Source organism: Xenorhabdus yunnanensis, assembly GCF_028598805.1.
Taxonomy (GTDB): Bacteria; Pseudomonadota; Gammaproteobacteria; order Enterobacterales; family Enterobacteriaceae; genus Xenorhabdus; species Xenorhabdus yunnanensis.
Genome location: NZ_JAQRFI010000005.1, coordinates 50,557 through 76,763 on the forward strand (window position 1 = coordinate 50,557; position 26,207 = coordinate 76,763).

21 protein-coding genes are annotated in these 26,207 nt (G+C 39.3%); 14 read left to right on the forward strand and 7 right to left on the reverse strand.

Annotation, left to right across the window (positions count from 1 at the left end):
* Positions 1–53 precede the first annotated feature (53 nt).
* Both pyrD and pepN read right to left on the reverse strand, forming a co-directional pair.
* Entirely contained in the window at positions 54–1,064 is a 1,011-nt protein-coding gene (gene pyrD / locus PSI23_RS03505) for a quinone-dependent dihydroorotate dehydrogenase (protein ID WP_273553776.1), read from the reverse strand.
* 404 nt (positions 1,065–1,468) lie between these two features.
* Positions 1,469–4,087, reverse strand: a complete 2,619-nt coding sequence (gene pepN / locus PSI23_RS03510) for an aminopeptidase N (protein WP_273553777.1) — start codon at positions 4,085–4,087, stop codon at positions 1,469–1,471.
* A 456-nt stretch (positions 4,088–4,543) separates the two neighbouring features.
* On the opposite strand from pepN, the gene pncB reads away from it, so the two are divergent.
* The 4 genes from pncB to PSI23_RS03530 all read left to right on the forward strand — a co-directional run bounded on the left by pncB (position 4,544) and on the right by PSI23_RS03530 (position 10,240).
* On the forward strand, positions 4,544–5,758 hold the full coding sequence (pncB, locus tag PSI23_RS03515) for a nicotinate phosphoribosyltransferase (RefSeq protein WP_273553778.1): 1,215 nt from the start codon (positions 4,544–4,546) through the stop codon (positions 5,756–5,758).
* Between the two features lie 207 nt (positions 5,759–5,965).
* Complete coding sequence (gene asnS, locus PSI23_RS03520) at positions 5,966–7,366, forward strand: asparagine--tRNA ligase (protein WP_273553779.1); 1,401 nt, start codon at positions 5,966–5,968, stop codon at positions 7,364–7,366.
* Between the two features lie 307 nt (positions 7,367–7,673).
* The gene (locus PSI23_RS03525; RefSeq protein WP_273553780.1) at positions 7,674–8,807 is read left to right on the forward strand and encodes a porin; all 1,134 of its coding nucleotides are present in this window, start codon (positions 7,674–7,676) and stop codon (positions 8,805–8,807) included.
* A 242-nt stretch (positions 8,808–9,049) separates the two neighbouring features.
* Positions 9,050–10,240 (forward strand): amino acid aminotransferase, encoded by a 1,191-nt coding sequence (locus PSI23_RS03530; protein ID WP_273553781.1) that lies wholly within the window; start codon positions 9,050–9,052, stop codon positions 10,238–10,240.
* Between the two features lie 125 nt (positions 10,241–10,365).
* On the opposite strand, the gene PSI23_RS03535 is transcribed toward PSI23_RS03530, so the two are convergent.
* From PSI23_RS03535 to PSI23_RS03555, 5 genes are all read right to left on the reverse strand, one after another.
* Positions 10,366–10,998: an MBL fold metallo-hydrolase gene (locus PSI23_RS03535; protein WP_273553782.1), complete on the reverse strand. Its 633-nt coding sequence runs from the start codon at positions 10,996–10,998 to the stop codon at positions 10,366–10,368.
* Between the two features lie 62 nt (positions 10,999–11,060).
* Entirely contained in the window at positions 11,061–11,609 is a 549-nt protein-coding gene (mepK, locus tag PSI23_RS03540; RefSeq protein WP_273553783.1) for a peptidoglycan L,D-endopeptidase MepK, read from the reverse strand.
* Positions 11,610–11,977: 368 nt separating this feature from the next.
* The gene (gene ldtD, locus PSI23_RS03545) at positions 11,978–13,696 is read right to left on the reverse strand and encodes a L,D-transpeptidase (RefSeq protein ID WP_273553784.1); all 1,719 of its coding nucleotides are present in this window, start codon (positions 13,694–13,696) and stop codon (positions 11,978–11,980) included.
* 255 nt (positions 13,697–13,951) lie between these two features.
* Positions 13,952–14,665, reverse strand: coding sequence for an acid phosphatase AphA (gene aphA / locus PSI23_RS03550; protein WP_273553785.1), 714 nt, complete (start codon positions 14,663–14,665; stop codon positions 13,952–13,954).
* Positions 14,666–14,827: 162 nt separating this feature from the next.
* On the reverse strand, positions 14,828–15,682 hold the full coding sequence (locus PSI23_RS03555) for a LysR family transcriptional regulator (protein WP_273553786.1): 855 nt from the start codon (positions 15,680–15,682) through the stop codon (positions 14,828–14,830).
* 396 nt (positions 15,683–16,078) lie between these two features.
* Between PSI23_RS03555 and PSI23_RS03560 the strand changes: the two genes are divergently transcribed.
* The 10 genes from PSI23_RS03560 to PSI23_RS03605 all read left to right on the forward strand — a co-directional run bounded on the left by PSI23_RS03560 (position 16,079) and on the right by PSI23_RS03605 (position 26,049).
* The gene (locus PSI23_RS03560) at positions 16,079–17,233 is read left to right on the forward strand and encodes a serine/threonine protein kinase (protein WP_273553787.1); all 1,155 of its coding nucleotides are present in this window, start codon (positions 16,079–16,081) and stop codon (positions 17,231–17,233) included.
* 113 nt (positions 17,234–17,346) lie between these two features.
* Positions 17,347–18,444: a tRNA pseudouridine(13) synthase TruD gene (gene truD / locus PSI23_RS03565; protein ID WP_273553788.1), complete on the forward strand. Its 1,098-nt coding sequence runs from the start codon at positions 17,347–17,349 to the stop codon at positions 18,442–18,444.
* A gap of 16 nt (positions 18,445–18,460) precedes the next feature.
* Positions 18,461–19,804 carry a B12-binding domain-containing radical SAM protein gene (locus tag PSI23_RS03570; protein ID WP_273553789.1) on the forward strand — a complete coding sequence of 448 codons (1,344 nt, stop codon included), beginning with the start codon at positions 18,461–18,463 and terminating at the stop codon, positions 19,802–19,804.
* Positions 19,801–20,460: a 2OG-Fe(II) oxygenase gene (locus tag PSI23_RS03575; protein ID WP_273553790.1), complete on the forward strand. Its 660-nt coding sequence runs from the start codon at positions 19,801–19,803 to the stop codon at positions 20,458–20,460. Before PSI23_RS03570 ends, PSI23_RS03575 begins: the two co-directional genes overlap by 4 nt.
* A complete protein-coding gene (locus tag PSI23_RS03580; protein ID WP_273553791.1) occupies positions 20,453–21,064 on the forward strand; it encodes a 2OG-Fe(II) oxygenase family protein in 612 nt (203 codons plus the stop codon). The genes PSI23_RS03575 and PSI23_RS03580 overlap by 8 nt, the downstream gene beginning before the upstream one ends.
* Before the next feature lie 16 nt (positions 21,065–21,080).
* A complete protein-coding gene (locus PSI23_RS03585) occupies positions 21,081–22,391 on the forward strand; it encodes a carboxyvinyltransferase (protein ID WP_273553792.1) in 1,311 nt (436 codons plus the stop codon).
* A gap of 21 nt (positions 22,392–22,412) precedes the next feature.
* Positions 22,413–23,525 (forward strand): pyridoxal phosphate-dependent aminotransferase, encoded by a 1,113-nt coding sequence (locus tag PSI23_RS03590; protein ID WP_273553793.1) that lies wholly within the window; start codon positions 22,413–22,415, stop codon positions 23,523–23,525.
* The gene (locus PSI23_RS03595; RefSeq protein ID WP_273553794.1) at positions 23,525–24,241 is read left to right on the forward strand and encodes a tyrosine-protein phosphatase; all 717 of its coding nucleotides are present in this window, start codon (positions 23,525–23,527) and stop codon (positions 24,239–24,241) included. The genes PSI23_RS03590 and PSI23_RS03595 overlap by 1 nt, the downstream gene beginning before the upstream one ends.
* On the forward strand, positions 24,234–24,749 hold the full coding sequence (locus PSI23_RS03600) for a P-loop NTPase family protein (protein ID WP_273553795.1): 516 nt from the start codon (positions 24,234–24,236) through the stop codon (positions 24,747–24,749). Before PSI23_RS03595 ends, PSI23_RS03600 begins: the two co-directional genes overlap by 8 nt.
* A 70-nt stretch (positions 24,750–24,819) precedes the next feature.
* The gene (locus PSI23_RS03605; protein ID WP_273553796.1) at positions 24,820–26,049 is read left to right on the forward strand and encodes an MFS transporter; all 1,230 of its coding nucleotides are present in this window, start codon (positions 24,820–24,822) and stop codon (positions 26,047–26,049) included.
* The last annotated feature ends 158 nt before the right edge of the window (positions 26,050–26,207 follow it).

Here is a 26,207-nt window from a genome sequence, read left to right on the forward strand (position 1 = left end):
ATAGACGAATTGAGGGCAGAAATAAACCACCACCCTCAAATTTCAAGAAATATTCAGATATGATTAACAATATCTTTGATGAGTTTTGGCCCTTTATAGATAAAACTGGAATATATCTGAATTAATGAGGAACCTGCTTCCATTTTTTCTCTGGCCGCAACCAATGAATCAATTCCACCGACACCAATAATTGGTATTTCACCTTTTAATTCTTGGAAAAGGCGACGGATAATTTCTGTGCTGCGCAATTGGACAGGGCGTCCACTTAATCCTCCAGCTTGCTGGCAGTGATTCAAACCCTCGATAATCTTTCTATCCAATGTGGTATTTGTTGCTATAACCCCATCAATATGATGGCGCATTAAACTATCAGCAATTTTTATTAATTCTTCTTCTGAAAGATCGGGAGAGATTTTAACAGCAACAGGAACATACTTTTGGAACTTTTGCTGAAGTTCACTTTGCTTATTTTTAACCGCAGATAAGAGGTCGTCCAGTGCATCACCGTACTGTAATGTTCTCAAACCAGGCGTATTAGGAGAAGAAATATTGATAGTGATATAGCCTGCATGAGGATAAACTTTATCCATGCAAATTAAATAATCATCTTTTCCATTTTCGACCGGAGTATCTTTATTTTTACCAATATTGATTCCGATAATCCCATCGTATTTTGCCCGTTTAACATTCTCAACCAGATTATCTACCCCAAGGTTATTAAACCCCATCCGGTTGATGATTCCCTCCGCTTCAACCACACGGAATAATCTTGGCTTATCATTTCCAGCTTGTGGGCGCGGCGTTACTGTCCCTATTTCAACAAACCCAAAGCCCATCGCACCAAACGCATCAATGCAATCACCGTTTTTATCAAGACCAGCGGCTAAGCCGAGTGGATTTTTAAAAGACAGCCCCATGCAAGTAACGGGTTTAGTGGCAACGGACTGGCGGATGAGAAATTCGAAAGGAGTATCGGCAACACGTTTGAGCTGGCGGAAAGTAAGCTCATGTGCCTGTTCAGGATCAAGCTGGAACAATGCCTTCCGTACTAGAGAATAACACATTTAAATTAACCTATTGTTTTTTATAACTTTTTACGTCGGAATTGTCAGTTATACATTTTAAATTATGCACAACCCCATACATATATAATTGCTGCATTGCGTAACTGGAAGAGGAGGCTAATTTACCATTATATGAGTAAACAAAAAAGCCCTTCCATGAGCAGACAAAAAGAATATCATTGCTATTAATTTCACTCAGTTGACTGGTTTGAATATTCATTCCGTATTCTCAACGCAGATATATTTTATTTTTGCCAGCCTAAAATATATCTGCCGGATATGGCGTATAAACGCTGTCTGAACAAGGAAACGATAGGATTATGAAAAAACAAACTCCATTATTTTAAATGGAGTTTGTCAGTAGTCTGATATCCTCTGGCAATAACCAGAGGATATATTACATATTAACTTTCAAGTGCCTTGGTAATTTTTTCAAACAAATCACCAGACAAGTTTTCCAATCCTTTCAACTGTTCCAATGCCGTACGCATTAAGACTTGACGTTTCTTATCGTAACGTTTCAGACGAATTAAGGGATTAATCAAACTTGATGCAACTTGAGGATTTCGGCTGTTCAAATCCGTTAACACTTCCACCAAGAATTGATATCCACTGCCATCTTCAGTATGGAAAGCCACAGCATTGCTGGTAAAGAACGTCCTTAATAGCGAATAAACACGGTTTGGATTGCTCAAGCTGAAAGAACGATGTTCCAGCAAGCCACGGACTTTACCAAGCGCATCGGAGGCCGGATTGGTTGCTTGCAATCTGAACCATTTATCCATGACCAAACCATTCTGATGCCAGCGCTGATCAAACTCATCCATTAACTGATAACTACAAGGCAATTCAGCAGACACCGACGCAAACAAAGCAGCGATACTGTCAGTCATGTTATCAGCCTGATAATATTGTGCCGCCACTAATTTATCAGCCAGCTCTTTGTCATCCATAAAGGCCAGATAATAGAGGCAGGTATTACGCAAATCACGTTTCGCAATATCCTGATGATCCACACGGTATGCGCCTGTATGGAGGCTGTGATAAACCGCAGCAAATTCATCAGCTATTTCATTAGACAGCGCCTTTGCCATTGCACAAATGACATCATGGATAGCTTTAGGATCTACGACCGTAAACAATTCTGCCATTTCATTTTCAGATGGCAAAGTCAAGATCAATGCAGCCAAGGCCGGATCGATATCTTTATCCAGCAATACAGCACGGAAAGCATCAATGACATGCATTGGCAATTCCAGTGACTGGGATTTTTGGCTGCGAACAACATTCAGCTTCACATAATTGGTTAGTAATGTCTGCGCTGCATCCCAACGAGAGAACTCATTGCGAGCATGTTTCATCAAGAATGAAAGTTGCTCATCACTGTATGGATAATCCAATTTCACTGGTGCAGAAAACTCACGCAGTAAAGAAGGAACAGGCCGTGATAAAACATCATCAAATACAAATGATTGTTCTGCATTAATGACATTCAAAACATGGTGTACAGGCTGACCATCACGACGCAGCGGAACTACTTTTCCTTGTTCATCATAAAGCTCAATGTCCAGAGGAATGTGTAATGGTTGTTTCTCTTTCTGATCTGCCGTTGATGGTGTCATTTGACTAACGTGCAAAGTATATTGCTGTTTTTCAGCATCGTATTCGTCACTAACAGTCAGTACAGGCGTCCCAGACTGGCTATACCAGCGACGGAAAAGTGTCAAATCGACATTTGAAGCATCTTCCATTGCCTGAACAAAATCATCACAGGTTGCAGCGCTACCATCATGACGGTGGATATAAAGCTGTATACCTGCCTGAAATTGCTCCTCACCCAATAAGGTGTGGATCATCCGGATAACTTCCGAGCCTTTTTCATAGACGGTCAACGTATAGAAGTTATTCATTTCCATCACCTGATCGGGACGGATAGGATGAGCCATAGGGCTAGCGTCTTCAGCGAACTGTGCAGCACGCATGATACGCACGTTATTGATACGGTTAACAGAACGTGAACCTAAATCAGAACTGAACTCTTGATCACGGAATACGGTCAGCCCTTCTTTCAGGCTTAACTGGAACCAATCGCGGCAAGTAATGCGGTTTCCTGTCCAGTTATGGAAATACTCATGACCAATCACTGCTTCAATAGCGAGATAATCTTTATCTGTTGCGGTTTCAGTTTTTGCCAATACATATTTGGAATTAAAGACATTCAGTCCTTTGTTTTCCATCGCGCCCATATTGAAGAAATCAACGGCGACGATCATATAGATATCAAGGTCATACTCCAAACCAAAGCGAGTTTCATCCCATTTCATCGAATTTTTCAATGATGTCATGGCCCAGTCAGCACGATCCAAGTTGCCTCGGTCAACAAACAGTTCCAGTGCAACCTCACGGCCGCTGCGGGTTACAAACGTGTCACGCAGAACATCAAAATCACCCGCAACCAATGCGAACAAATAAGCAGGTTTAGGGAATGGATCTTGCCATTTCACCCAATGGCGCCCATTTTCCAGCTCTCCTTGCTCAATACGGTTACCATTGGAAAGCAGGAACGGATATTTGGATTTATCCGCAGTAATGCGAGTAGTAAAACAAGCCAGAACATCTGGACGATCCAAATAATAAGTGATGTGACGAAATCCTTCGGCCTCACACTGGGTACACAAGGCATCTCCAGACACATACAGCCCTTCAAGTGCTGTATTTGCTGATGGATTAATTTCATTCACAATTTTCAGAGTGAACTGGGCTGGCAGTTGTTCAATCAGTAATTGCCCATCCTGTGCCTGATAATGCTCCCATGCTTTATCATCTATATAGATGCTTTTTAACGTGAGATTTTCTCCATCCAGAAGCAATGGAGTAATATCATTAGCTAGACGTTTTACCTGACTGATTGCCGTCACTGTTGTTTTTTCAGCACCCAGATCAAAATCGAGATCAATGTCGGTAATTGTGTAATCTGGTGCTTTATAATCCAGACGGTGTTTAACGAGTCGCTGTTGTGTCATAGGGAACCTTTTCCATTACTTTTAATAAGCATATTTTTAACAGGTACGTTTTAGTAGGCATGCTTTTAGTAGGTATAGATGTAACATCTATATAACCTTATATATGACCTTAGCTACAAAGCGCCTGACATATTGCGTTTCCATAGAAACAGACCAAGCGCTAACGCTGCCATAGAGAAACCATTCTTTCAATCAATTAGTCTCTTTTTTCATATGTTAATAACTTATTAAATAAAGGTATAAATGATGTAGTCAGCATATTAGTACTTTCGTGCTAATTGTCATCTCATATCTCATTTAACATGATATTATCTATAAATGGATTAACCTTAATCTTTAGATTCGGGAAAATATATGTACCTATATGGCTTCAATAACCGAATAATCACGGTATACTCTCCCGACTTTATCGATTTAGCTGACACGAATACGCTCCGCGAGGATGCCTGACGCGCCATGACTTTAGACGCTACCCCGATTATTAAATCGCTGCTTGATACTGATGCTTATAAGTTTCACATGCAGCAAGCAGTTTACCACCATTACAACAATATTCCTGTTGTTGCAGAATTTCGTTGCCGTGGCGATGAGCTACTCGGAGAATACGCCGAGACATTACGTCATCAAATTGACATGATGGCAGACTTAGCATTAACAGAACGCGAAGTCGATTATCTTTCTCGCCTCCCGTTCTTTAAAAAGGATTACCTGAACTGGTGCAAAACATTCCGCTTTAATCCCAAACAAGTAGAAGTTTCTGTTACCCATAAAGGACAATTAGCCATCCGTATTTCTGGTTTATGGAGCGAAGTGATCTTGTGGGAAGTGCCTCTGCTTGCCCTGATCAGCGAATTGGTTCATCGTCATCGCTCACCTGAAATAACACCAGAAGATGCCGTTATTCAGCTGAAAAAACTGATTGAACTGTTTTATAAAGACGCTACAGCAGAAAATATCGATCTATCTGGCTTTAAATTAATGGATTTTGGTACGCGCCGTCGTTTTTCTCATGAAGTACAATATGCCATTATCAATGAGCTGAAAAATAGCTTCCCCTATTTGATCGGAACCAGTAATTATCAACTGGCAGAGCAGCTTGATCTCCCTCCTCTCGGTACACAAGCCCATGAATGGTTTCAGGCCCATCAACAAATTAGCCCTGAGCTGGCCAACAGTCAGCGAGCCGCTCTGCAAACATGGCTGAATGAGTATCCAAACCAGTTAGGCATCGCTCTGACTGACTGCATCACCATGGATGCTTTCCTGCGAGATTTTGACAAATCATTGGCAACAGCTTATCAAGGTCTGCGCCATGATTCTGGCGATCCTATAGAGTGGGGTGAAAAAGCCATAGCACACTATCAATCGCTGGGTATCAATCCAATGACGAAAACATTGGTGTTTTCTGACAGTTTGGATCTGCAAAAAGCACTGGCGCTGTATCGTCATTTCCACAAGAGAATTAACGTTATTTTCGGTATTGGCACACGACTAACCTGTAATATACCGGGTATAAAGCCACTGAATATCGTTATCAAGCTCGTCGAATGCAATGGTAAACCGGTAGCGAAGCTTTCAGATAGTCCCGGAAAAACCATCTGTGAAGATGATGAATTTGTCGATAGGTTACGTCGAGCATTTGATATTCCCTATATAGAGAAAGCGGTATAATCCAGCTAATTGTCTTTTGCGTAACCAATATAAAGTTGGTTACGCAAATAAAAAATAACTTTTCCCCTGTTTCCTCATTAAGACCCGCAATTTCCTCTTGTTTCCTGAAATATGACAAGTAAGATAGAAGATCTGCTCCCTGATGAGGGGGTATTTATGGTAAATCTATCTAGTTATTAATCCACTGTATAAAAAAGAGAGAAATTTATGAGCGTAGCGCCTGTAGTCGATGTACTGCAAGGCTGTGTTTCGGTTGACAGCGAAGTCACCGTTCGCGGTTGGGTACGTACAAGGAGAGATTCTAAAGCTGGTATCTCATTCCTCGCCGTCTATGACGGTTCCTGCTTTAATCCATTACAGGCCGTCGTTAATAATAATTTACCTAATTATCAGGATGAAGTATTAAATTTAACCACGGGTTGTTCTGTAGAAATCACGGGGACTGTGGTGGAATCACAGGGTAAAGGCCAGTCTTTTGAACTACAAGCCACTAAAGTCGTTGTCGTTGGTATGGTTGATGATCCTGATACATACCCAATGGCGGCCAAACGTCACAGTATTGAATACCTGCGTGAAGTGGCTCATCTTCGCCCACGTACCAATTTGATTGGCGCAGTTGCTCGTGTTCGCCATACACTGGCTCAGGCTCTGCATCGTTTCTTCCATGAAAAAGGCTTCTTCTGGGTATCATCACCTCTGATCACCGCATCAGATACAGAAGGTGCTGGCGAAATGTTCCGCGTTTCCACTTTAGATATGCAAAACTTGCCGCGCACAGATAAAGGCGAAGTGGATTTCAGCCAAGACTTCTTCGGTCGTGAAGCCTTCCTGACGGTATCCGGTCAGTTAAACGGTGAAGCGTATGCATGTGCATTAAGCAAAGTTTACACCTTCGGGCCAACTTTCCGTGCAGAGAACTCCAATACCAGCCGCCATTTGGCAGAGTTCTGGATGGTTGAACCAGAAGTGGCTTTTGCCGATCTGAATGATATCGCCAAACTCTCCGAAGACATGCTGAAATATGTTTTCAAAGCGGCATTGGAAGAGCGTGCCGATGATTTGGCTTTCTTTGCAGAACGTGTTGATAGCGAAGTTGTCACTCGTCTGGAAAAGTTTGTCGATTCTGATTTCATCCAATTGGATTACACCAATGCGATAGAAATTCTGGAAAATTGCGGCCAGAAATTTGAAAACCCAGTTTTCTGGGGTGTTGATTTGGCATCAGAGCATGAGCGCTATCTGGCAGAAAAACATTTCAATGCGCCAGTGATCATGAAGAACTATCCAAAAGACATCAAATCCTTCTATATGCGCATGAACGAAGATGGTAAAACCGTCGCAGCGATGGATGTTCTGGCTCCGGGCATTGGTGAAATCATCGGTGGTTCCCAACGTGAAGAGCGCCTGGATATGCTGGACAAGCGCATGGAAGAAATGAGCCTGAATAAAGAAGATTACTGGTGGTATCGTGATCTGCGTCGTTACGGCACCGTTCCTCATTCCGGTTTCGGTTTAGGCTTTGAACGTTTGGTTGCTTATGTGACTGGCGTATCCAACGTTCGTGACGTTATCCCATTCCCTCGGACACCAAGAAATGCAAGTTTCTAATGAATCAGGTCAATAAATAAGCTGAAATCAATCCTTCGAAAAGCCAGTGAAAACTGGCTTTTTTCATTTTATGATGAAAAGCACATAAAAAAAGTTCCCTGACATTTACATTTTGAAATATCTATTTTCAATTTGTTACTGATTTTATGCTTTTGTAGCATTTTGAGGGTAGATAAAATTCATTACCAATGGAACACTGGTCGCCGACTAATAAGACACTCGATACCCACAAATAGTTCCAAAAATTTTTAGTGTTCTATTTCTGGCAGTGGCAGGTGTCTAAATAACACCAATGAGGGTAATAATAATGAAACGCAATATTCTTGCAGTGGTAATTCCAGCTCTGCTGGTTGCTGGTACAGCAAACGCGGCTGAAATTTTTAACAAAGACGGCAACAAACTGGATCTGTACGGTAAAGTAGACGTTCGTCATCAATTTTCTGATAAAAGAAGTAAAGAAGATGGCGATGATTCTTACGCTCGTATCGGCATTAAAGGCGAAACTCAGATCTCTGACCAATTGACTGGTTTCGGGCGCTGGGAATACAACCTGAATGCTAACGACACAGAAGGTAAACAAGAGACTAAAACTCGTCTGGCTTTCGCTGGTTTGAAATTCGCTAACTACGGTTCACTGGATTACGGTCGTAACTACGGCGTAAACTATGATGTCAACGCATGGACTGACGTACTGCCAATCTTTGGTGGTGACTCCATGTCTCACACTGACAACTACATGACTGGTCGTTCTACTGGTCTGTTGACTTACCGCAATACTGACTTCTTCGGTCTGGTTGATGGTCTGAACTTTGCTCTGCAATACCAAGGTCAAAACAGCAAAGAGCGCACCAAAAATGGTAAGAACCGCGACGAAAAAACGGCTAATGGCGATGGCTATGGTTTGTCTACCACTTATAACGTAGGTTACGGCATCACTGTTGGTGGTTCTTACGCCAATTCTAATCGTGGAAACAATGATTGGAAAAATGAAAATGCTCATGGTAAGCGTGCTGAAGCATGGAATATCGGTGCTAAATACGATGCTAACAATGTCTACTTGGCAGCTATGTACGGCGAAACCCGTAACATGACTCCAGGTAAAGGTGGTCATGAACACAACCGCGGCACAGTAGATCGCTTTGACGGTATCGCTAATAAAACTCAAAACATCGAACTGACTGCACAATATCTGTTCTCTGACTTAGGTCTGAAACCATCTCTGGCTTACGTTCAATCCAAAGGTAAGGATCTGACACGTAACGACGGTGCCAAAGGTTTCAACGCAGATCTGGTTAAATATGTTTCTGTAGGTACTTACTACTACTTTAACAAAAACCTGTCTACCTACGTTGATTATAAAATCAACCTGTTGGACAAAAACGAAGGCGGCGATACAAACGCTCGCAACGTATTCGGTGTTGGCCTGACTTATCAGTTCTAATCACTGCTGATAAACGGTTTAGCGAAAAGTTAAACACATTTATCTCAGAAAAAGCAGCGCTGGAGCGCTGCTTTTACGTTTTACTTCCCTGTTTTTTCAGGCTCTTTTTCTTACTCCGTAAACTACTTCACAAGATTTTATTCTTTTTGCTACAAGTGGTTGGCAAATGGATTCCTTAAGGTTACCCTGAGCGGCGTACAACTTATTTTGGACTTAACTCTCCGAGTCTTGGAATCAAAAAAATGTTTGAGAAAATCACAACAGCGCCTGCCGACCCTATTCTTGGTTTAGCGGATAGCTTTAAAGCCGATCCCCGTGAAAATAAAATCAACTTAGGTATCGGCGTTTACAAAGACGAAACCGGTAAAACCCCAGTCCTGACCACCGTTAAAAAAGCAGAGAAATTCCTGCTGGAAAACGAAACCACCAAAAATTATCTGGCAATTAGTGGATTACCTGAATTTGGCCGTGTCACTCAAGAACTGCTTTTCGGCGAAACCAATCCTATCGTAACTGACAAACGCGCCCGTACTGTACAAAGCCCAGGTGGAACCGGCGCATTGCGCATTGCTGCCGACTTTATTGCTAAACAGACCAGTGCAAAGCGCGTCTGGATCAGCAATCCAACATGGCCAAACCATAAAGGTGTTTTCTCCAGCGCTGGCTTAGAGATCTGCGAATACAACTATTATGATGCAGAAAATCATGCCCTGAATTTCGATGGCATGTTGGCAAGCCTGTCTGAAGCACAAGCTGGTGATGTGGTTCTGCTGCACGGTTGCTGCCATAACCCAACTGGTATCGATCCAACCGCTGAACAATGGCAAAAACTGGCAGATTTATCTGCTGCAAATGGCTGGCTGCCGGTGTTCGATTTTGCTTACCAAGGTTTTGCCAAAGGGTTGGATGAAGATGCAGAAGGTCTGCGCATCTTTACTAGAAATCACAATGAACTGATCGTTGCCAGCTCTTATTCCAAAAACTTTGGCCTGTACAATGAGCGTGTTGGTGCTTGTACCATCGTTGCAGCAGACAGCGATACCGCAGAAAAAGCATTCAGCCAAGCGAAGTCCATTGTGCGTACCAACTACTCTAACCCACCGGCACACGGTGCTTCCGTTGTTACGACAATTCTGTCCGACGACGATCTGAAAGCGGAATGGATTCAAGAATTGGCAACAATGCGTGAACGTATTCAACGTATGCGCCAACTGTTTGTGAACACCTTACAAGAAAAAGGTGCGAAACAAGATTTCAGCTTTATTATCACTCAAAATGGCATGTTCTCATTCAGCGGTTTGACTAAAGAACAAGTTGATCGTCTGCGTGAAGAGTTTGGTGTTTATGCGGTCAGCTCTGGTCGCATCAACGTAGCAGGCTTAACACTGGAGAACATGGTTCCTCTGTGTGAAGCTATCGTTGCAGTGCTTTAATATCAAGTACTCTAATCTCATTTGAGTATCTGATATCTTTTTCCAAAAGCCGCTGATAAGGCGGCTTTTATCTTCTTTACACACTATCCTTGCGCTATTCGTTACAACAAGAAAAATGTTTCCAATCAATCTTGCAAGAATGGATTGGTTTTTCGTTCGTGTCCCAATGTTGACATGGGTCCATGACCGGGAATAAATTGATATTCATCTCCCAAAGGTAATACTTTTTCCTTAATAGACTGAATCAGCTCATCATAACTCCCGCCAGGAAAATCAGTGCGACCAATGCTACCCTTAAATAGCACATCTCCCATTGAGATTAATTTATCGGCGTGGTTAGCAAGGACGATATGCCCTGGTGTATGCCCCGGACAATGCAAAACGGATAACTCAATATGACCAATTTGCAATGTATCTCCCTCATCTAACCAACGATCTGGCGTAAAAGAGGGGCATGGTTCAACACCAAACATTTGGCATTGAATTTCCAGACCTTCTATCCAAAAAGCATCTCCCTTATGCGGTCCGTAAACAGGGACATCAAAATGCTTCGCAACGTCAACGGTAGCACCAACATGATCATAGTGACCATGTGTCAGCAAAATTTGGGTTAGTTTCAGCTCACGACGCTTTATTTCGGCAATAAGTTGCTCGGCGTTACCACCGGGATCCACAATCGCTGCTTCCTGAGTTTCTTCACACCAAATCAATGTACAATTTTGCATTGCCATCGTGACGGGGATAATGTGGTATTTCATTATATTGTTTAACTCCACAGTCAAGACTCACTATTGGTAATAAGATTAGTTGATTAATAAGATTACCACGTCCTGACCGGGCCTGTATCAATATGAATAAAATGACTCTTTGGATAAAAACCTACGCCCCCTGCCTTCATTTTTAGTGCAGCCTTACGAATATATGTGAGTTGAACACCATCAATATGAAAATCCATCGCTTGCCCACGGGTATGGTAACTATGTTTTGCCACCCCGCCACTGGCTTGACGTAACATGTTATTTGTCATCAGTGAACGATAACCAGAAACTAATTGAACAGGCTTATTTATTCCCATCATCATTTGCAATAAATAGATTTGATCAAATAATTTCGGGTCAATAGTTTTAACCTTATTTTGACGAAAATCGCGAAAGAAATAATTCAGGCGAGATAATTCTGATTTATCATACCGATGACCATCAAAGAATTCAGCTTTGAGTGTTTCTCCGGTATGCAGGTTATCAAAACGTAAAATTCTAGGACGTGGCGTTGTCAATGCAGCTAAAGCGGATTGGGGTAATAAACTTAATCCCAATGCAGCCACACTTACGCCGAGCCACTTTCGGCGATCGTGATCAATGTTATTCATGGATAATATGCTCTGCTAATCTCTGATATCTTAATAAATTTAAAAACTCATTAATATGTTAGCTTAACCGACTAATAAGACATCAGCAAATAAAAATTAGTTTAAATTTTTTTGTATATTATTGTAAATTTATCACTCCATTATTGTGACCAATCTAACATAATGCAAATCATATTAAATATAGATTAAATTTTAGTTATGTTATGTCATTAACAGATATCTTTCGTATTAATTATAAAAGCCAATCAAAAGAAAAAATAATCAGCAATACATAATAAGTGGTGAAGAAAATAATATTTTCTTCACCACTTATAACATATATATAAATCTTAAATTTATACCTTCAAGCATTGTTAGTAACAGAAAAATTATAAAGCATTCTTAGCTACCAAAATCTTGGACAGAAGCTCTGAATGTTGTCTTGCATTCATATCATAATCATAGATATCTGCCCGATATTGTGGTTTCCCTTCCTCATCAACCCAAGCTGTTTGGTAATAGAGGAATACAGGAATTTTTTCGGGAATATTTACATACTTTGTTGACCATGTTTTCAATGAATTACTAACTTTAGTTTTATCCCAACCCGCATCTCCTAATAACATATTAGCCAATTCAGGTGCTTTATTTACACGTACACAGCCAGAACTAACAGCCCTCATTTCCCGACTGAAAGAAGCTTGATTAGGTGTATCATGTAAATAGATTGCTTCTGAATTTGGCATATTAAATTTGAAACGCCCCAATGAATTAGTTGGGCCAGGAGCTTGCCTTATACGATAAGGGAAACTGCCCGGTGTTACTACATTCCAGTCAATCAATGCAGGATCGATAACTTTGGCATCTTTGCTCCAACTGGAAAAAACCGTATAACCACGCATACGAAAATAACTTGGATCACGCATCGCTCTTGGTGCAATATCTTTTCGAGTCATACTAGTCGGCACATTCCACGGAGGGTTGATCACCACATTATTCAATTCACTACTCATGATGGGTGTTTTTCGGCTGGACCGTCCAACAACTACTTTAGAACTTAATACTTCTTTACCATCTAAATAATAGAAAAGCGAGTAATCAGGAATATTAACAAAGATGCCTGTAGGCATACCACCGGGGATAATCCGTAACCGTTGGATGTTTAATGCCATAATGCGGGCACGGGTTTGTGGTGTCGTATTTAACCATGTTTTAGTGGATTTACCGATAACTCCATCGGCTGACAATCCATGTAAGGCTTGAAAACGTTTTACAGCCGCTACTAATTCTTTGCCATAAATCTGATTATCGGGTTTAGCAACAGATAAATCCAACATATCTGAACGAGCCAATATTTTCCTTAGTGCAATAACACTTTCACTGCTTTGCCCAGGTCTTAAAGTTCCTTTAAACGAAAACTCAGTCCATGGATTCTTATCAGCCAATTGAGCCAGCATTTCCTTATGCATATTTTCATACATAGGATGATTAGGTAATAAGCTCGTCATATAAGATAGAGTATTACTATCATTGATATATTTTTGCCATGTATCGATTAAATAGGCGGGAGGTAATTCAATTTTATAGGGAGATTGACTATATAACCATAAACTTCCCTTCTTATTAACATTATTTATAAAATGGAGATAACCTAACATGGCATCAGATAAAATAATATCACGCCCCATGTCACTTAACTCGGGAGAATGAAGTTGTATCAGCCATTTTTCAAATTGAGGCTGAAAACCAGCCAGTGACATTTCAACTAATTGATCTTCAAACTGTTTTATGGATTTTTTATCTGACCATAATGGTTTCATCTTATTATCAGCATATAAAGCTGCCAAACGATCAAGGAATATCGGTTTTACTTGTTGCGGTAACCAAGTTTGCAACTGTTTTCGATTTTCATCAATAGAAATCACTGGAGAAATAGGAATAGTCTTATCAGGTGAAACAATAGAATCTTCTTTTTTTTGCTCTACTGGTAATTGTTGCATACCACTTGATGACAATCCATTTTGTTGATTTGCAAAGGCTCCCTCTGATACGGCCAATGCGCTACAAATAAAAAAAATTCTCAGTAATCTGACTGTATTCTTCGCCATAATAACTCACCTCACCTTATTATGTATGCAGCTATCCAATGATTTATTCTAATTATTAGCGGACCTATTTTATCAGAAAAGAATAGTAGTAATTATATATATAATTTTCCATTGAGATAGAGAACCACAAAATATACCCAATGGTATCGAACAAAAAAAATTTTTCACTATAATGAATTAACTTACTCTTATCTTAAAAAATAAAAAGGCACCTAGAGTGCCCTTACCCAATGTTAATTCTTTAAATTTTTCAGATTAATACTCAGATTTAATGACTACTTCTTCTCCAAATCGGCCCGCTTTAGGTAAAGGCCGGTAAGAAGAATTTGACGCTCTCAAGATACGAATGCCACGGATATTTAGCTCACGTGCCGCAGCAATATCAGCATCTGCATCACCATAGTAGATCTTCAACTTATGATTTTTCATCCAGCTAGTTTTATCATTCTTATTGGGTTCATCTCCTGCAAAAATAATATTATGCATTTTATCAGCAGGAATATGTAAACCTTCTTGTACGTACTTAGTGACAGTTTCTGTTTTAGTTGCTGTACGCCCTGTAATAAAATAAATATCATCACCCCGTTTCAAATGCATCTGAACTAATTCAATACCAATTTTTTTCGGCATACTGAATTTGTCCCATCCATTATTCATTTTTTCCCAGAATTCAGTTTTTTTCAGATAGCTTTCATCATTGGGTGAATATTCCAATTTTCCCCGATAAAATCCTGGACTGGAAAACATGACTGTATCATCAATATCAAACCCAACAGCCATTGGAGGTTGCCCTTTCAAACTTTTTTCAATCTGCTCCACCGAAACCCAATGAATAGCCTGACGTTGAGCTAAATCTGCTGCTGTTACCCCTTGACTAACTTGCTCAGGCATAAACACTTTTGCCTGTGTCACACCGTTTAGGCCAAAAGCAAGCGCAATCACACTGAATGCCAGAATTACTTTACGCATCGTTATTCCTTTCTTATACAGATCATAACTGAACGGGATAATAAACATTATTATCAGATTAAAATGAGACGTACTGCACAATTGCTAAAGGTTATCATTGGGAAAATGGATATTTATCTTTTTATTACAAATACAGATAAAATAGTTAATCATCTAATATAATTAGTTAATATAATGAATCAACTCCGACTCTTTTCTTTTTAAATAATAAATATAACTGGATAATTCAGATAAAAACAATGTATTAGGAATAATTTTCAAACCAGCACTCTTTAGATAATTTGAATCCAATATTGCATTATTAACAACTGAATAACCGATATCAAAGGAAACAAAATCTATAATATGACTAATATCGGGAAATACCAATATTTGAGTGTTAATTCTATTCTCTTTCCTATATGTCAATAATTCATCAAAAAATGGATGTTTTGTTATTCCAGAATGAAGTATCATTTTTTCATTACGAATCAAATCAACTAATGAATTATTCTTATCCAGTAATTTTTCTGAAACAATAAATACTTCAGACTCATGATCATCTATTTTACAGGAAATTCTTTCTAATTTATCTTCCACTGGAGGATGAGTGGAAATAAAAAGATCGAGTTCTCCTGAAAGTAATTTACTACGATGTTCATCGAAATGGTACATTTCACTAATAAGATCAATTTGACCATTCTCAATTACTTTACTTATCAATTTATTAAATGATTTATTGTAACTATCTGTTCCTACTTTGATCTCTTTTTTTGTTAATGAAGTTGGAAAACTAGATTTAATACTTTCGACATTATCACGTATTGGTAATAAATATTTATATAAACTTACCCCTTCTTCTGTCAGAGTTACTCCAGCATTAGAGCGATTAAATAGTTTAAATCCCAATGAATCCTCTATATCAGCAATACTTTTACAGAGTGCGGGCGGACTTATGTGAATATTTTTAGATGCATTTTTAAAAGATCCGCACTCCGCGACACTCAAAAAATGATTTATTTTTTTTGATAAAATCATAGTCCCACCAATAAAAAACAAAAACTTAACAAATGAAATGTAAGGTTATATAATTCATATTTAGGTGTCAAGAATATGCTTTAATACAAAATCTACATTTTGATAAAATCAGCCCATTCCAATTTACCTAAAACCAATAAAAATTAGTTGTCGGTTTAACTTTTAATTAACTCTACAAAATAAAATTCGAATTGATTTTAATGATAATAAACCTCATCTTTAATCAAAATAAATTTTTTATTTTCACTTAAATGAAAATGTCACCTCACTAAACCATTCGTGTGCATCAGATTAATAATGTTATATTTCTATTTTTAGAATAACTATAGCCAATAGATTTAAAGTTAAACGTGGCAGAAACTAGAAATATTAAAAGATATATTAAAGGAGAATGTTTTGACTAAAACTATTGATACCATTAATAACCACAAACCAAACAATATTCCTGTTCATGTAGAATGTCATACAGAATGGGGAAAATTACGACATGTTATTGTTGGTCGTGCAGATAATGCATGTATTCCCCCTCCCGAACCCGCATTTATGGCCCGTATTCCAGAAAATTCAGATATGCGTGGTCGTTATGGACCAAGGAGTCAGGAATCAATTGATGCAGCGAATGTACAACTAGATGGGTTATCTTCGATACTGACTTCACGTGGAATTCGTGTTGATCGTCCAACTCCATTAAATTTTAACACTTCTGTACAATCCCCTGATTTCACTCAAGGCACTATGTTCGGTTGCCAACCACCAAGAGATGTCCTCATTACTGTTGACCGGGAGATTCTAGAAGCAACAATGAGTTTCAGATCTCGTTTCTTTGAGTATTTATGTTACCGACCTTTAATTTCTGCTTATATGAAAGAAGATACAACGATGCGGCATGAATCAGCCCCTCGCCCTCGGTTATCAGATGCCAGTTACCGACATGGTTATTTATCTGAAGAAATCAGCATGGAAACGCGAAAAGAGTGGGTAACGAAAAAAGAGTTTGTCACGACAGAAGAAGAACCGATTTTTGAGGCTGCTGATATTGTTCGATGTGGGAAAGATCTTTTCGTGCAGCATGGTTTTACGACAAACATGAAAGGCATTGACTGGTTGCAGCGCCATTTTCCTGATTATCGCATTCGTCCTATCAATTTTCCTGGTGATCCTTTCCCAAGCCATATTGACTGTACACTATTACCTTTACGTCCTGGCTTAGTTTTAAATAATCCTACCAGACCCTTATTGCCTGAATTCAGACAACTATTTATCCGTAATGACTGGCAAATTATTGAAGCTGCATCGCCCGCACATCATCAATCACCGCCATTATGTTATTCAAGTGTATGGCTCTCAATGAATATCCTGTCACTTGATGAAAAAACAGTTTGTGTGGAAGAAAGCGAAATTTATCAAATAGAACAGTTGGATAAATTGGGATTTGAAGTCATTCCTGTGCCTTTCCGGGATGCCTATCCTTTTGGGGGCGGTTTGCACTGTGCTACAACGGATATTTGGCGAGAAGGAAGCCTTGATGATTATTTCCCTAAAGAAAGTTGATCATTATTAACGCATAACGTTTTTACATACTGTTTTTATATAATTAGTATATAAAAACAGTGAAACTTATCTGACCATTGAAAAACCATGCTTTAAAAATTGGAAATATTTTAATGAATAACAGCGAACTCGCCACACCTTTTTTAAAATATTCACCCGATACCTTTCTCTACAGGGATATTCAGTATTGTCTCAAAAAAGTGCCTACAGATTTTCTCGTTGAGGAAGTTTCTAGATTCTATAAGCCATCAATAGAAAAACAAATCTGGCATTTTCAATTACGCAAAGAGGGAATAACAACCTCTGAAGCCATTACCAATATTGCCAATATATTGGAAATACCACAAAGCTATATTGGGTATGCTGGATTAAAAGATGAAGATGGCGTAACAAGTCAGAGAATATCTATTCAATCTTTATCACAAGAGATAGATATCAGTGCCATCAATGCCCGCTGGGATATGACATCAGGGAAATGGCTCTCATTGCACGAAGTTGGCTGTTTTGAAGAAAAAATAAAGATTGGTCAGCTAGTAGGTAATAGTTTTCGCATTGTGATCCGTAATTTAGATAAAGCCATTTCCCATACTTTGGCACAACAGCCATCACATAATCATGCTTTTATTAATTATTATGATACACAAAGGTTCGGCGTACCTGGAGGACCTTCTACAACCCATCTTATTGGGCAGGCTGTTTACCATAATGAATGGAAAAAAGCCTTATCATTAATATGTCAATCGGAGTCGCCAGAAGCACTGGCAGCCCAAAAATGGCAAGGAAAACCCATACATTTTTTCCATCAATTAGATCCTAGGAGGCTTTCTTTTTATTATGCCTCTTACGGCTCTTATCAGTGGAATCATCTCGTAGCACAAGAATTCCAGCGATATCATGAAGGATTAAAAGTGGTGCGATCATCAATACCCTATATTTTACCCAAGACTTATTCTGATGTAATGGAATTTGCCGCAGCAATGCCTTGGTATCCATTTACCCGCTTCGAAGTTACCGATGGAAAAAAAGCAGAAAAACAGAGTTTGCGGCCAACCATTGTACATACCTACATAAAAGTTATTGATCTGAGTGAAGATCACGAATTCCCTGATCGTTCCAGTTTGACAATAGAGTTTTTTCTTCCATCTGGATGCTACGCGACGATGGCGGTCTGTCAATTTATCTATTTAGCAAATGCTCATTTCACTATTTAATCCAGGAGATTTGTGCATGCGTATATTATTATTAATTCCTCCCTATATTCCTTCTTATTTTAATGCAGGCCATCACCTGCCTTTATTTCAAGTTGCAACATATATCAGGGAAAGAAATCCATCATGGCAAGTCACTGCACTGGACGGTGGCGCATTAAATCTAACTTGGCATGACTTAGCCAAAGAATTAGCAAAAGGCTATGATTTTGTAGGTTTATTTAACGATTTTGATGCAGTGGATAATTTTAACCGTACTACGCTGTATTGCCGGGAAATATTACCGCAAGTGAAAATGTTTACTTTCGGTCGGCTTTCAAAACAGATCCCTGATTGGTTTAAACAATTTGGTTTTGAAGGTATTGTTTTCAGCGGTGATTACGAAAGCAGTGTTGAATCTTTTCTATTGAATTATCGTTCTGATACGACAAATCTTCCTGGTCTCATTGTGAAAACATCCCATGGTTATTTGCAAGGAGATATCGGCCATATGCTAAGTCCAGAGGAATGGATATTGCCTGATACATTGGAGATTCCTTACGCGGCTTATGATCGAATGTATAAGAATGATTTGAATAAATTTTGTGGTATCCCCGATCGACGTGAACTGGTTATTCCTGTCGCACGTGGATGTCCGGTTGGTTGTGAGTTTTGTGATGTACCACCAATGCAGGGAAAAAGCGAACGGCGACTTTCCGTTGAAAGAGTCATTGAATATATCACAGAGCAACAACGTATCCAGCCATTTGATTATGTCTCTTTTTATGCTCCTACGTTTACCCTGAATCGTCGATGGGTAAAAGAATTTTGTCATAAATTCATCGAATTAAAACTCCCCATTCAATGGAAATGTGTGACTACAATTTATCATTTGAATAAGGAATTAATTGAATTGATGGCACAAGCAGGCTGTATCAGAATCAGTCTGGGTGTGGAAACCATTTCCGTCTCTCCAGACCTGAAATTGCCAAAAATAAAGCTAAACACCGAGGCCAAAGTTGAAGAACTATTGGCAATCGCCAAACATAATGAAATAGAGATCAATGCATTCATTATTCTTGGATTGCCAGGAGATACAATGACAGCGTCAATTAAGACGATTGACTGGTTGATCGCTGAAGGGGCCAGAGTCCGACCAACCGTCTATACCCCTTACAACAAATTGCATGAAAACTCCTCAATAGCAGAAGTTGGTAAATATAATCGCCAACTCTTTCACGAAACACCTCAATCCCCAGAAGAACGGCAGCAAGGTTACTCATTATTATTTGCCAATGAGAAAGATCGCCCAACTGAAGTGATGAAAAAAATCACGCAACAAATGAGACATGAGGGAAAACACACATCAGGAGACTGCATATGAATATACGGTGGCATTCCCCTGATTTCAAAAGAAAAAAAGAACCCTTTGAATGGTTCTGTTCAGACCACTTTCTATCTCCAAACATATTTAAGCGCTTGCAGGCAGAATTTCCACATACTGGTTACTGCAAATCTCATCGCGAAGAAGGGGATGGAAAATACTACAGTACGTGGGATCTATTAGCTATCGATAATGGCATTCCTGTTCGGGAAACATGGGATAATCTGACCTCAGCTTGGAAAACCATGTTGAAAGTCATTCTAAGTGATGATTATCGCGATTATTTTTCAACCCTGATGGAACGAGATCTCTCACAAACCCGCTTACATGTGCGTTTTACCATTTACCATGAAAATTGCTGGTTGGCTCCCCACTGCGATCGTCCAGATAAAATCCTGACCCAAACTCTCTATTTTCCAACGGGTGTTATAGAAGGCGGGGAATTACTCATTCTCGGTTCCTCTGATCCTGATGATATCAAAGAAACAGTTGTGCCTAGCCCAAATCGTTCGGTGATCCTCCTGCCCTCACCCAATTCTTGGCACAGTGTGCGTAAGGTGGCATCTGGTTCGCAACATGCACGGCGAGCACTTCTCCTGCATTACGTAAGCCCTGATCACGTTTCAGATAATGAGGATAACAAAACTCATGTTTAATTTATTATTGCCCCACACATTGACAGACATACCCTATCACTGGGGTATCGTATCACCCTTTATTCGCGCAGATATTGCCAAAAACCTGATGGAAACATTTCCTAATGACGGTTTTATGGTTGCGGAAAAAACAGTAGAAAAAACCAATGATAAAAAAACCTACAGTTTGGAAACATTGCGAATTGAAAAAGATACTCCCCTTTCTCCGATATGGCGTGAATTCACCGAATACCTAAAAAGCGATCAATATCGAAAGCGGATGGAAAAATTGATTGGGCAAGATCTCAGTTCAACTATTTTAAATTTAACATTATGGCGATATCGCTCTGCCCAATGGTTAGGCCCACATACTGATAAAACCGAAAAAATCGTGACCCAAATCTTTAACTTTAACCACAATTGGTCACCAGATTGGGGAGGATGTCTGCGTATTTTATGCTCTGATGATTCTCAAGATGTTTACCGTGAAATTCCGCCAGAACTAAACACCGCTGTGATTCTACAACGCTCAGATCAATCATGGCATATGGTAACGCCAATTACTGATTCTGCACCCGAAGCGACTTATAGACGTGTATTGACTGCTGCTTTTGTTTCGGGATAAGGACCGGAGAAATAACATGCAAAAAATTGACGTTATAGGTGGCAATATATTATCAGGCAGAGTACAAGTCTCAGGGTTTAAGCACGCTTTCCCACCTCTGTTTAGTTTGGCATTGACATCAAGCGGGCCTTCTCTGATTAAAAATGTTCCTGATATTGCAGATATCAGAATATTGGGAAAAATAGGCCAATTACTGGGTGCCAATATATTGCATGAACCAGAAAAACGTACCATGTATATTGATCCCCGTGGCTTAAACAACACCAGCATACCGGAGGATTTTAGTACCTTGATTCATGGTGCATGGTATCTTGCGCCTGGCTTACTGGCCCGTTCAGGTCATGTCGTATTAGGAGAAACAGGTGGCTGTAAGATTGGCGTAGGGCAAGGTGGAGAACGCCCCATTGAACAATTATGCTCCGTTTTGCAACAATTCGGGGCCAAGGTAGAAACAACGGGAAATATCATTCAAGCCACCGCGCCACGCCTTTCCCCTGCCAGAATCAATATGGCTCACTTTGCCGACGTTGAAGAAGGAACAGGCAAACTAACTGGCCCACTTTATTCTGGTGCAACAAAAGCCGCCTTATTGTGTGCAGCAAGAGCTGAAGGCATCAGTGAAATTATTAATCCTTATTCTAAACCAGATGTCGTGGCATTAGTGGAAGCCATCAAATATCAGCAAGTTGACATAAATTGGGAAAAAGATCGCATCATAGTTGTAGGAAAACCTGAGGCCGGTGGTTTTCAAACGACTCTTGGACCTGACCTGATCGAAGTTATGACTTACTTGACTCTTTCCGCTTACTGCAATGTTCCAATTTCCATCACGGGTATCTCACGAAACCATATTGAAGCCGGGCTTTCAGCTGAAATCGCCTGTTTGGAGAAATTGGGTTATCAGCTCCAATGGAAAGACAATGATCTCACTATTACCCATTTATTTCCGGCTTCTCGATTAGATATTCAAGTCACCTCTCACGGAATATTCAGTGACAATCAACCCTTTATGGCTCTCTTGCTAATGGCATCTCAATTGGGTGGCAGTATAACAGAGCAAGTTTGGGTCAAACGTTTCCAATATATTGAAGAGTTAGAAAAGATGGGAGCCAAAGTTATACATCGTGCAAGATCAGTAGAAATTATTCCCCATGTTCCCAATAAAAATGGAATAGCAGTCAAAGCCACTGATTTACGTGGAGCCGCAGCCTTAATTATTGCCGCATTGAAAATATCGGGAAAAACGCAAATAGACGGCATTGACCACCTTGAACGTGGTTACCCCGATTTATTGGGACAATTGCGTGCATTAGGCGCCCAAATTTAAAATTCTAATCGGAGTGTATAAATGGCGGGCATAACACCAATTAATTATCCATTACCTCTGGCACCAGAATCACCTTCTCGCAAAAGAGAGTTTTTATCTGATGGCATAAATCTACGCAGTGGTGAGTTACACCATAATGCATTAACAAAAATCATTCAGGACATTGATGTTTCCCCACAAAAGCATCAGTTTTATCCTTATCCTCACGTGGAGCATGAACGTGCAGCGAAAACGTTAGGGATTACTTCATATTCTATTTATTTCACTCCAGGATCAGATATTGCAATTAGTCTGATATTGCGTCTGATTGCCTGTACGACGAAAAGATTAATTATTCCTATACCTAATTATTTTGGCTGGATTGACCACGCCAACCTTAATCAGATCAACATACTGCCAATTTATTTTAATGATCAATGTCCTGATAACTTCTGTATTAAATCATTACTGGAAACAATCCAAACGACCTCTCCATCCATTGTCGCAATTTCAAATCCCAATAGCCCAACAGGAATAGAATTTGATGATAATACGTTATTACAAATTTCTAATTTATGTATGGAAAATGGTCATTTACTGGTTATTGATGAATGTTTTATAGCATTTAGTAATATAAATCATTTGGCTCTTTTAGGTCAGCCTGAACATATTATTTACATCCGATCATTTTCTAAAGGCCATGGTTTAGCTGGTGCTCGTATTGCTGCTACAATAGCCTCTCCAAAAATTATTGATATTTTGTCCCAAGAAAGGACGGAATCCACTATCGCAGGAAGTACATGGACAATACTCCACGGAATTTTAGCCAAAGAGGAGCATATTAAGAAAATTTGCCAATCCATTATTCAGACAAGAAAATATGTTATCAAAATAATCATGGAGTTGCGCCCAAATTGGCAAATTCTTCCTTCAGGAGCTAATTTCATCAATATCAAAACTAATGGTGATAATTCCATTGAGTTAGTAAAAATCGCAGCCTTAGGTGGTTTTTATATTCGAGACATGAGCTCACAGGAAAGAATGAATGGATACATCAGGATTGGAGTTGGAGAATTGGAATTAATGGTGAAATTCCTCAAACAAATTTTTCCCGTGGAATACGATTACAGTGAACGAAATTATAGTGAACAGTAATGAAAACACAGCTAAATAATATCAGCCAATTGAATATCTGCCCAATAGATCACATTGATATTCTGAATGGACGAATGTTGAGAATCAGGCAGGCAACTACAGATATCAAACGGGCAACTGCAAATAATTGTGGAACACTCATTCGTTGTGGTATGCAACGAGGAAAAGAACAAACGGTGTTCAATATATTGTCAGAAATTTTACCCATAAATAGTTGGGTAGATTTACGCACTCCTGAAGAATATGAACCACAATTCAATGGTTATCATTTTCCTGCATCAACAAAATATTTAAATCGTCCTATACGATTTAAACCACCAGAGAATAATCTTACACATATTGTCACAGAATCTGATTATATCGATCTTTATTTCACCATGAGTCATACAGCATGGACAATTGCTCAAGAAGTAGCAGAATTACTGCATACAGGAAATGTTGTGCTTCACTGCAGCTTGGGGAAAGATCGCACAGGGCTTGTGACAGCAGCCACTCTTCACCAGTTCCAATTTTCTGACATCAATATCGCCCATGATTTTGGGCTGTCTGCCAGATTTCTCCGTCGTCAGTATCAATTGATCCAAGATAAAGCCAAAAGAAATGGTGTACCCAACCATCTTCAAGCGCGCCGTTATGAACTATCGGAGAAAACAATTGTTCCTGTGCTAAATGAATGGACAAACATAATCAAACGCAGCAGGAATAAGCATGATTGATAATATGCACCGCATTTTAGTGATTGGCTCTCCGGGAGCAGGGAAATCAACCTTCGCCAAAAAATTGAGTCAAATTTGCTCGATTCCCTTGTATCATCTTGATCAAGAATATTGGCAAGAAGGATGGACAGCACCTTCGGCAGAAGAATGGCAACAGAAACTATGCTCCTTAACGAATCAATCAGAATGGATTATCGATGGTAACTATGGCTCAAGTTTGTCACAACGTTTGGAAAAGGCAGATACCGTAATTCACCTATATATGCCAACTTATATTTGTTTATTTCAAGTATTAAAACGCATATTAAAATGGTATAGAAAACAACGACCAGATATGGCCTCTGGTTGCTATGAAAAAATGGATTTAAATTTTTTACGACAAATTATAAAATATCGAAAACACCAATTTAAAAAAGACAAATTATTACTGGATGATTTTAATGGAATTTATATTAAAATCACCTCACGGACAGAAATGGAAGCATTATTAGAAAAGTTACAAGAATAACTATTGAATAGATATTTTGAATCTAAATTTGAAATATTACCACTCATTAATTGAGTGACAGGAAAAAATCATGGCCTTAAACATTCGAGAACGCCTATTTTTACTGGCAATGGCAATTGGCAGTATGGGTGGAGGTATCTGGCGTCCTGTAGCAATTTTTTATTTAGTATTGGTTCAAGGATTAGATATCGTCGAAGTTGGGTTATCAATGACGATAGGTGCCATGATTGCATTACTTATCGCAGGCTTTCCTGCTGGCTTACTGGCTGATAAATTAGGGCCAGCTCATTCGACTCTACTAGGCAGTCTACTACGATTTATTGCATTTCCTTGGATGTTGGTTGTTTCAGCCCCTTGGCAGGTCGCCATCATTGTTATGTTTGTTTCAATCGGTGAGCGTATTTACTGGTGTGCCAATCCCGCCGCAATAAGGACTCTATTTCCTGTTAAAAATAGCCAGTTAAATGTTTTTGCCATTATAAACAGTTGCAGAAATATTGGACTGGGTTGTGGGGCATTACTGTCCCTATTCTTTATTGATAAAGATGGGATATCCAATTCTATGACTAACTTGATTATTTGGGGTAATTCACTCGGTTATTTTATATCAGGAATCATTATTTTCATCATAACTAAAAATACTGCCAAACAACTTGCTAATGTGACGCTAAATCCGATTCAAACAGATAAGGATAAAACGTCATCTTTTTCTATCCTTAAGGATAGAAAATATCTTATTTTTGTTTTTTTGATTGGCATATTATTACTGGCGGGTAAAAGTATCGAACTGGTATTACCTTACTACTTTCTTATTGAACGCGAACTGCCAGCTTGGTTTGCTGCCTTTGTTTTTACAGGTCTCTGTTTTGGCATTCCTTGCTTTCAAAACATTGCGTTAAGATTAGGCAATAAGTTTGGATGTCTGAAATCGTTGGCATGGTCTGGCTTTTTACAAACTATGGCTTATGGCATTATTTTCTTTCTTAATGGCGATCTTTTATTGCAATTTATCTTAATTTTTATCGTGACTTTATTGCTTAGCCTTTCTGAGGCTATTCTCGGTTCGCAAATGGGAGTAGCCATTTTAATGTTTTCCCTTTCCGGTTATGAAGGTCGCTATTCTGCCGTTCTTCAGTTTGCTTTTGGCGGTTCCACTGTTATTGCCCCTTGGTTGTTCACCCAACTCCTCAGTTTTTCCAGCACCACTTTATGGGGAAGTATCATATTATACGTTACCTTAACTGGTATTGGATTTATTATTCTTAATCGATACCACGACAACAGAAATAATATGATTTAAAAACAATGACATTGAGCTTGAAGAGAGTTTTCTCTTCAAGCCATGCGTATACTCCAGCTCTAATCTATCCAATACATTTCACCAATATATTTCACAAATACACCTCATAAATACATTTAAAATTGCAGTTCAGTCCACAAAGAGATAATTTGCAAGAT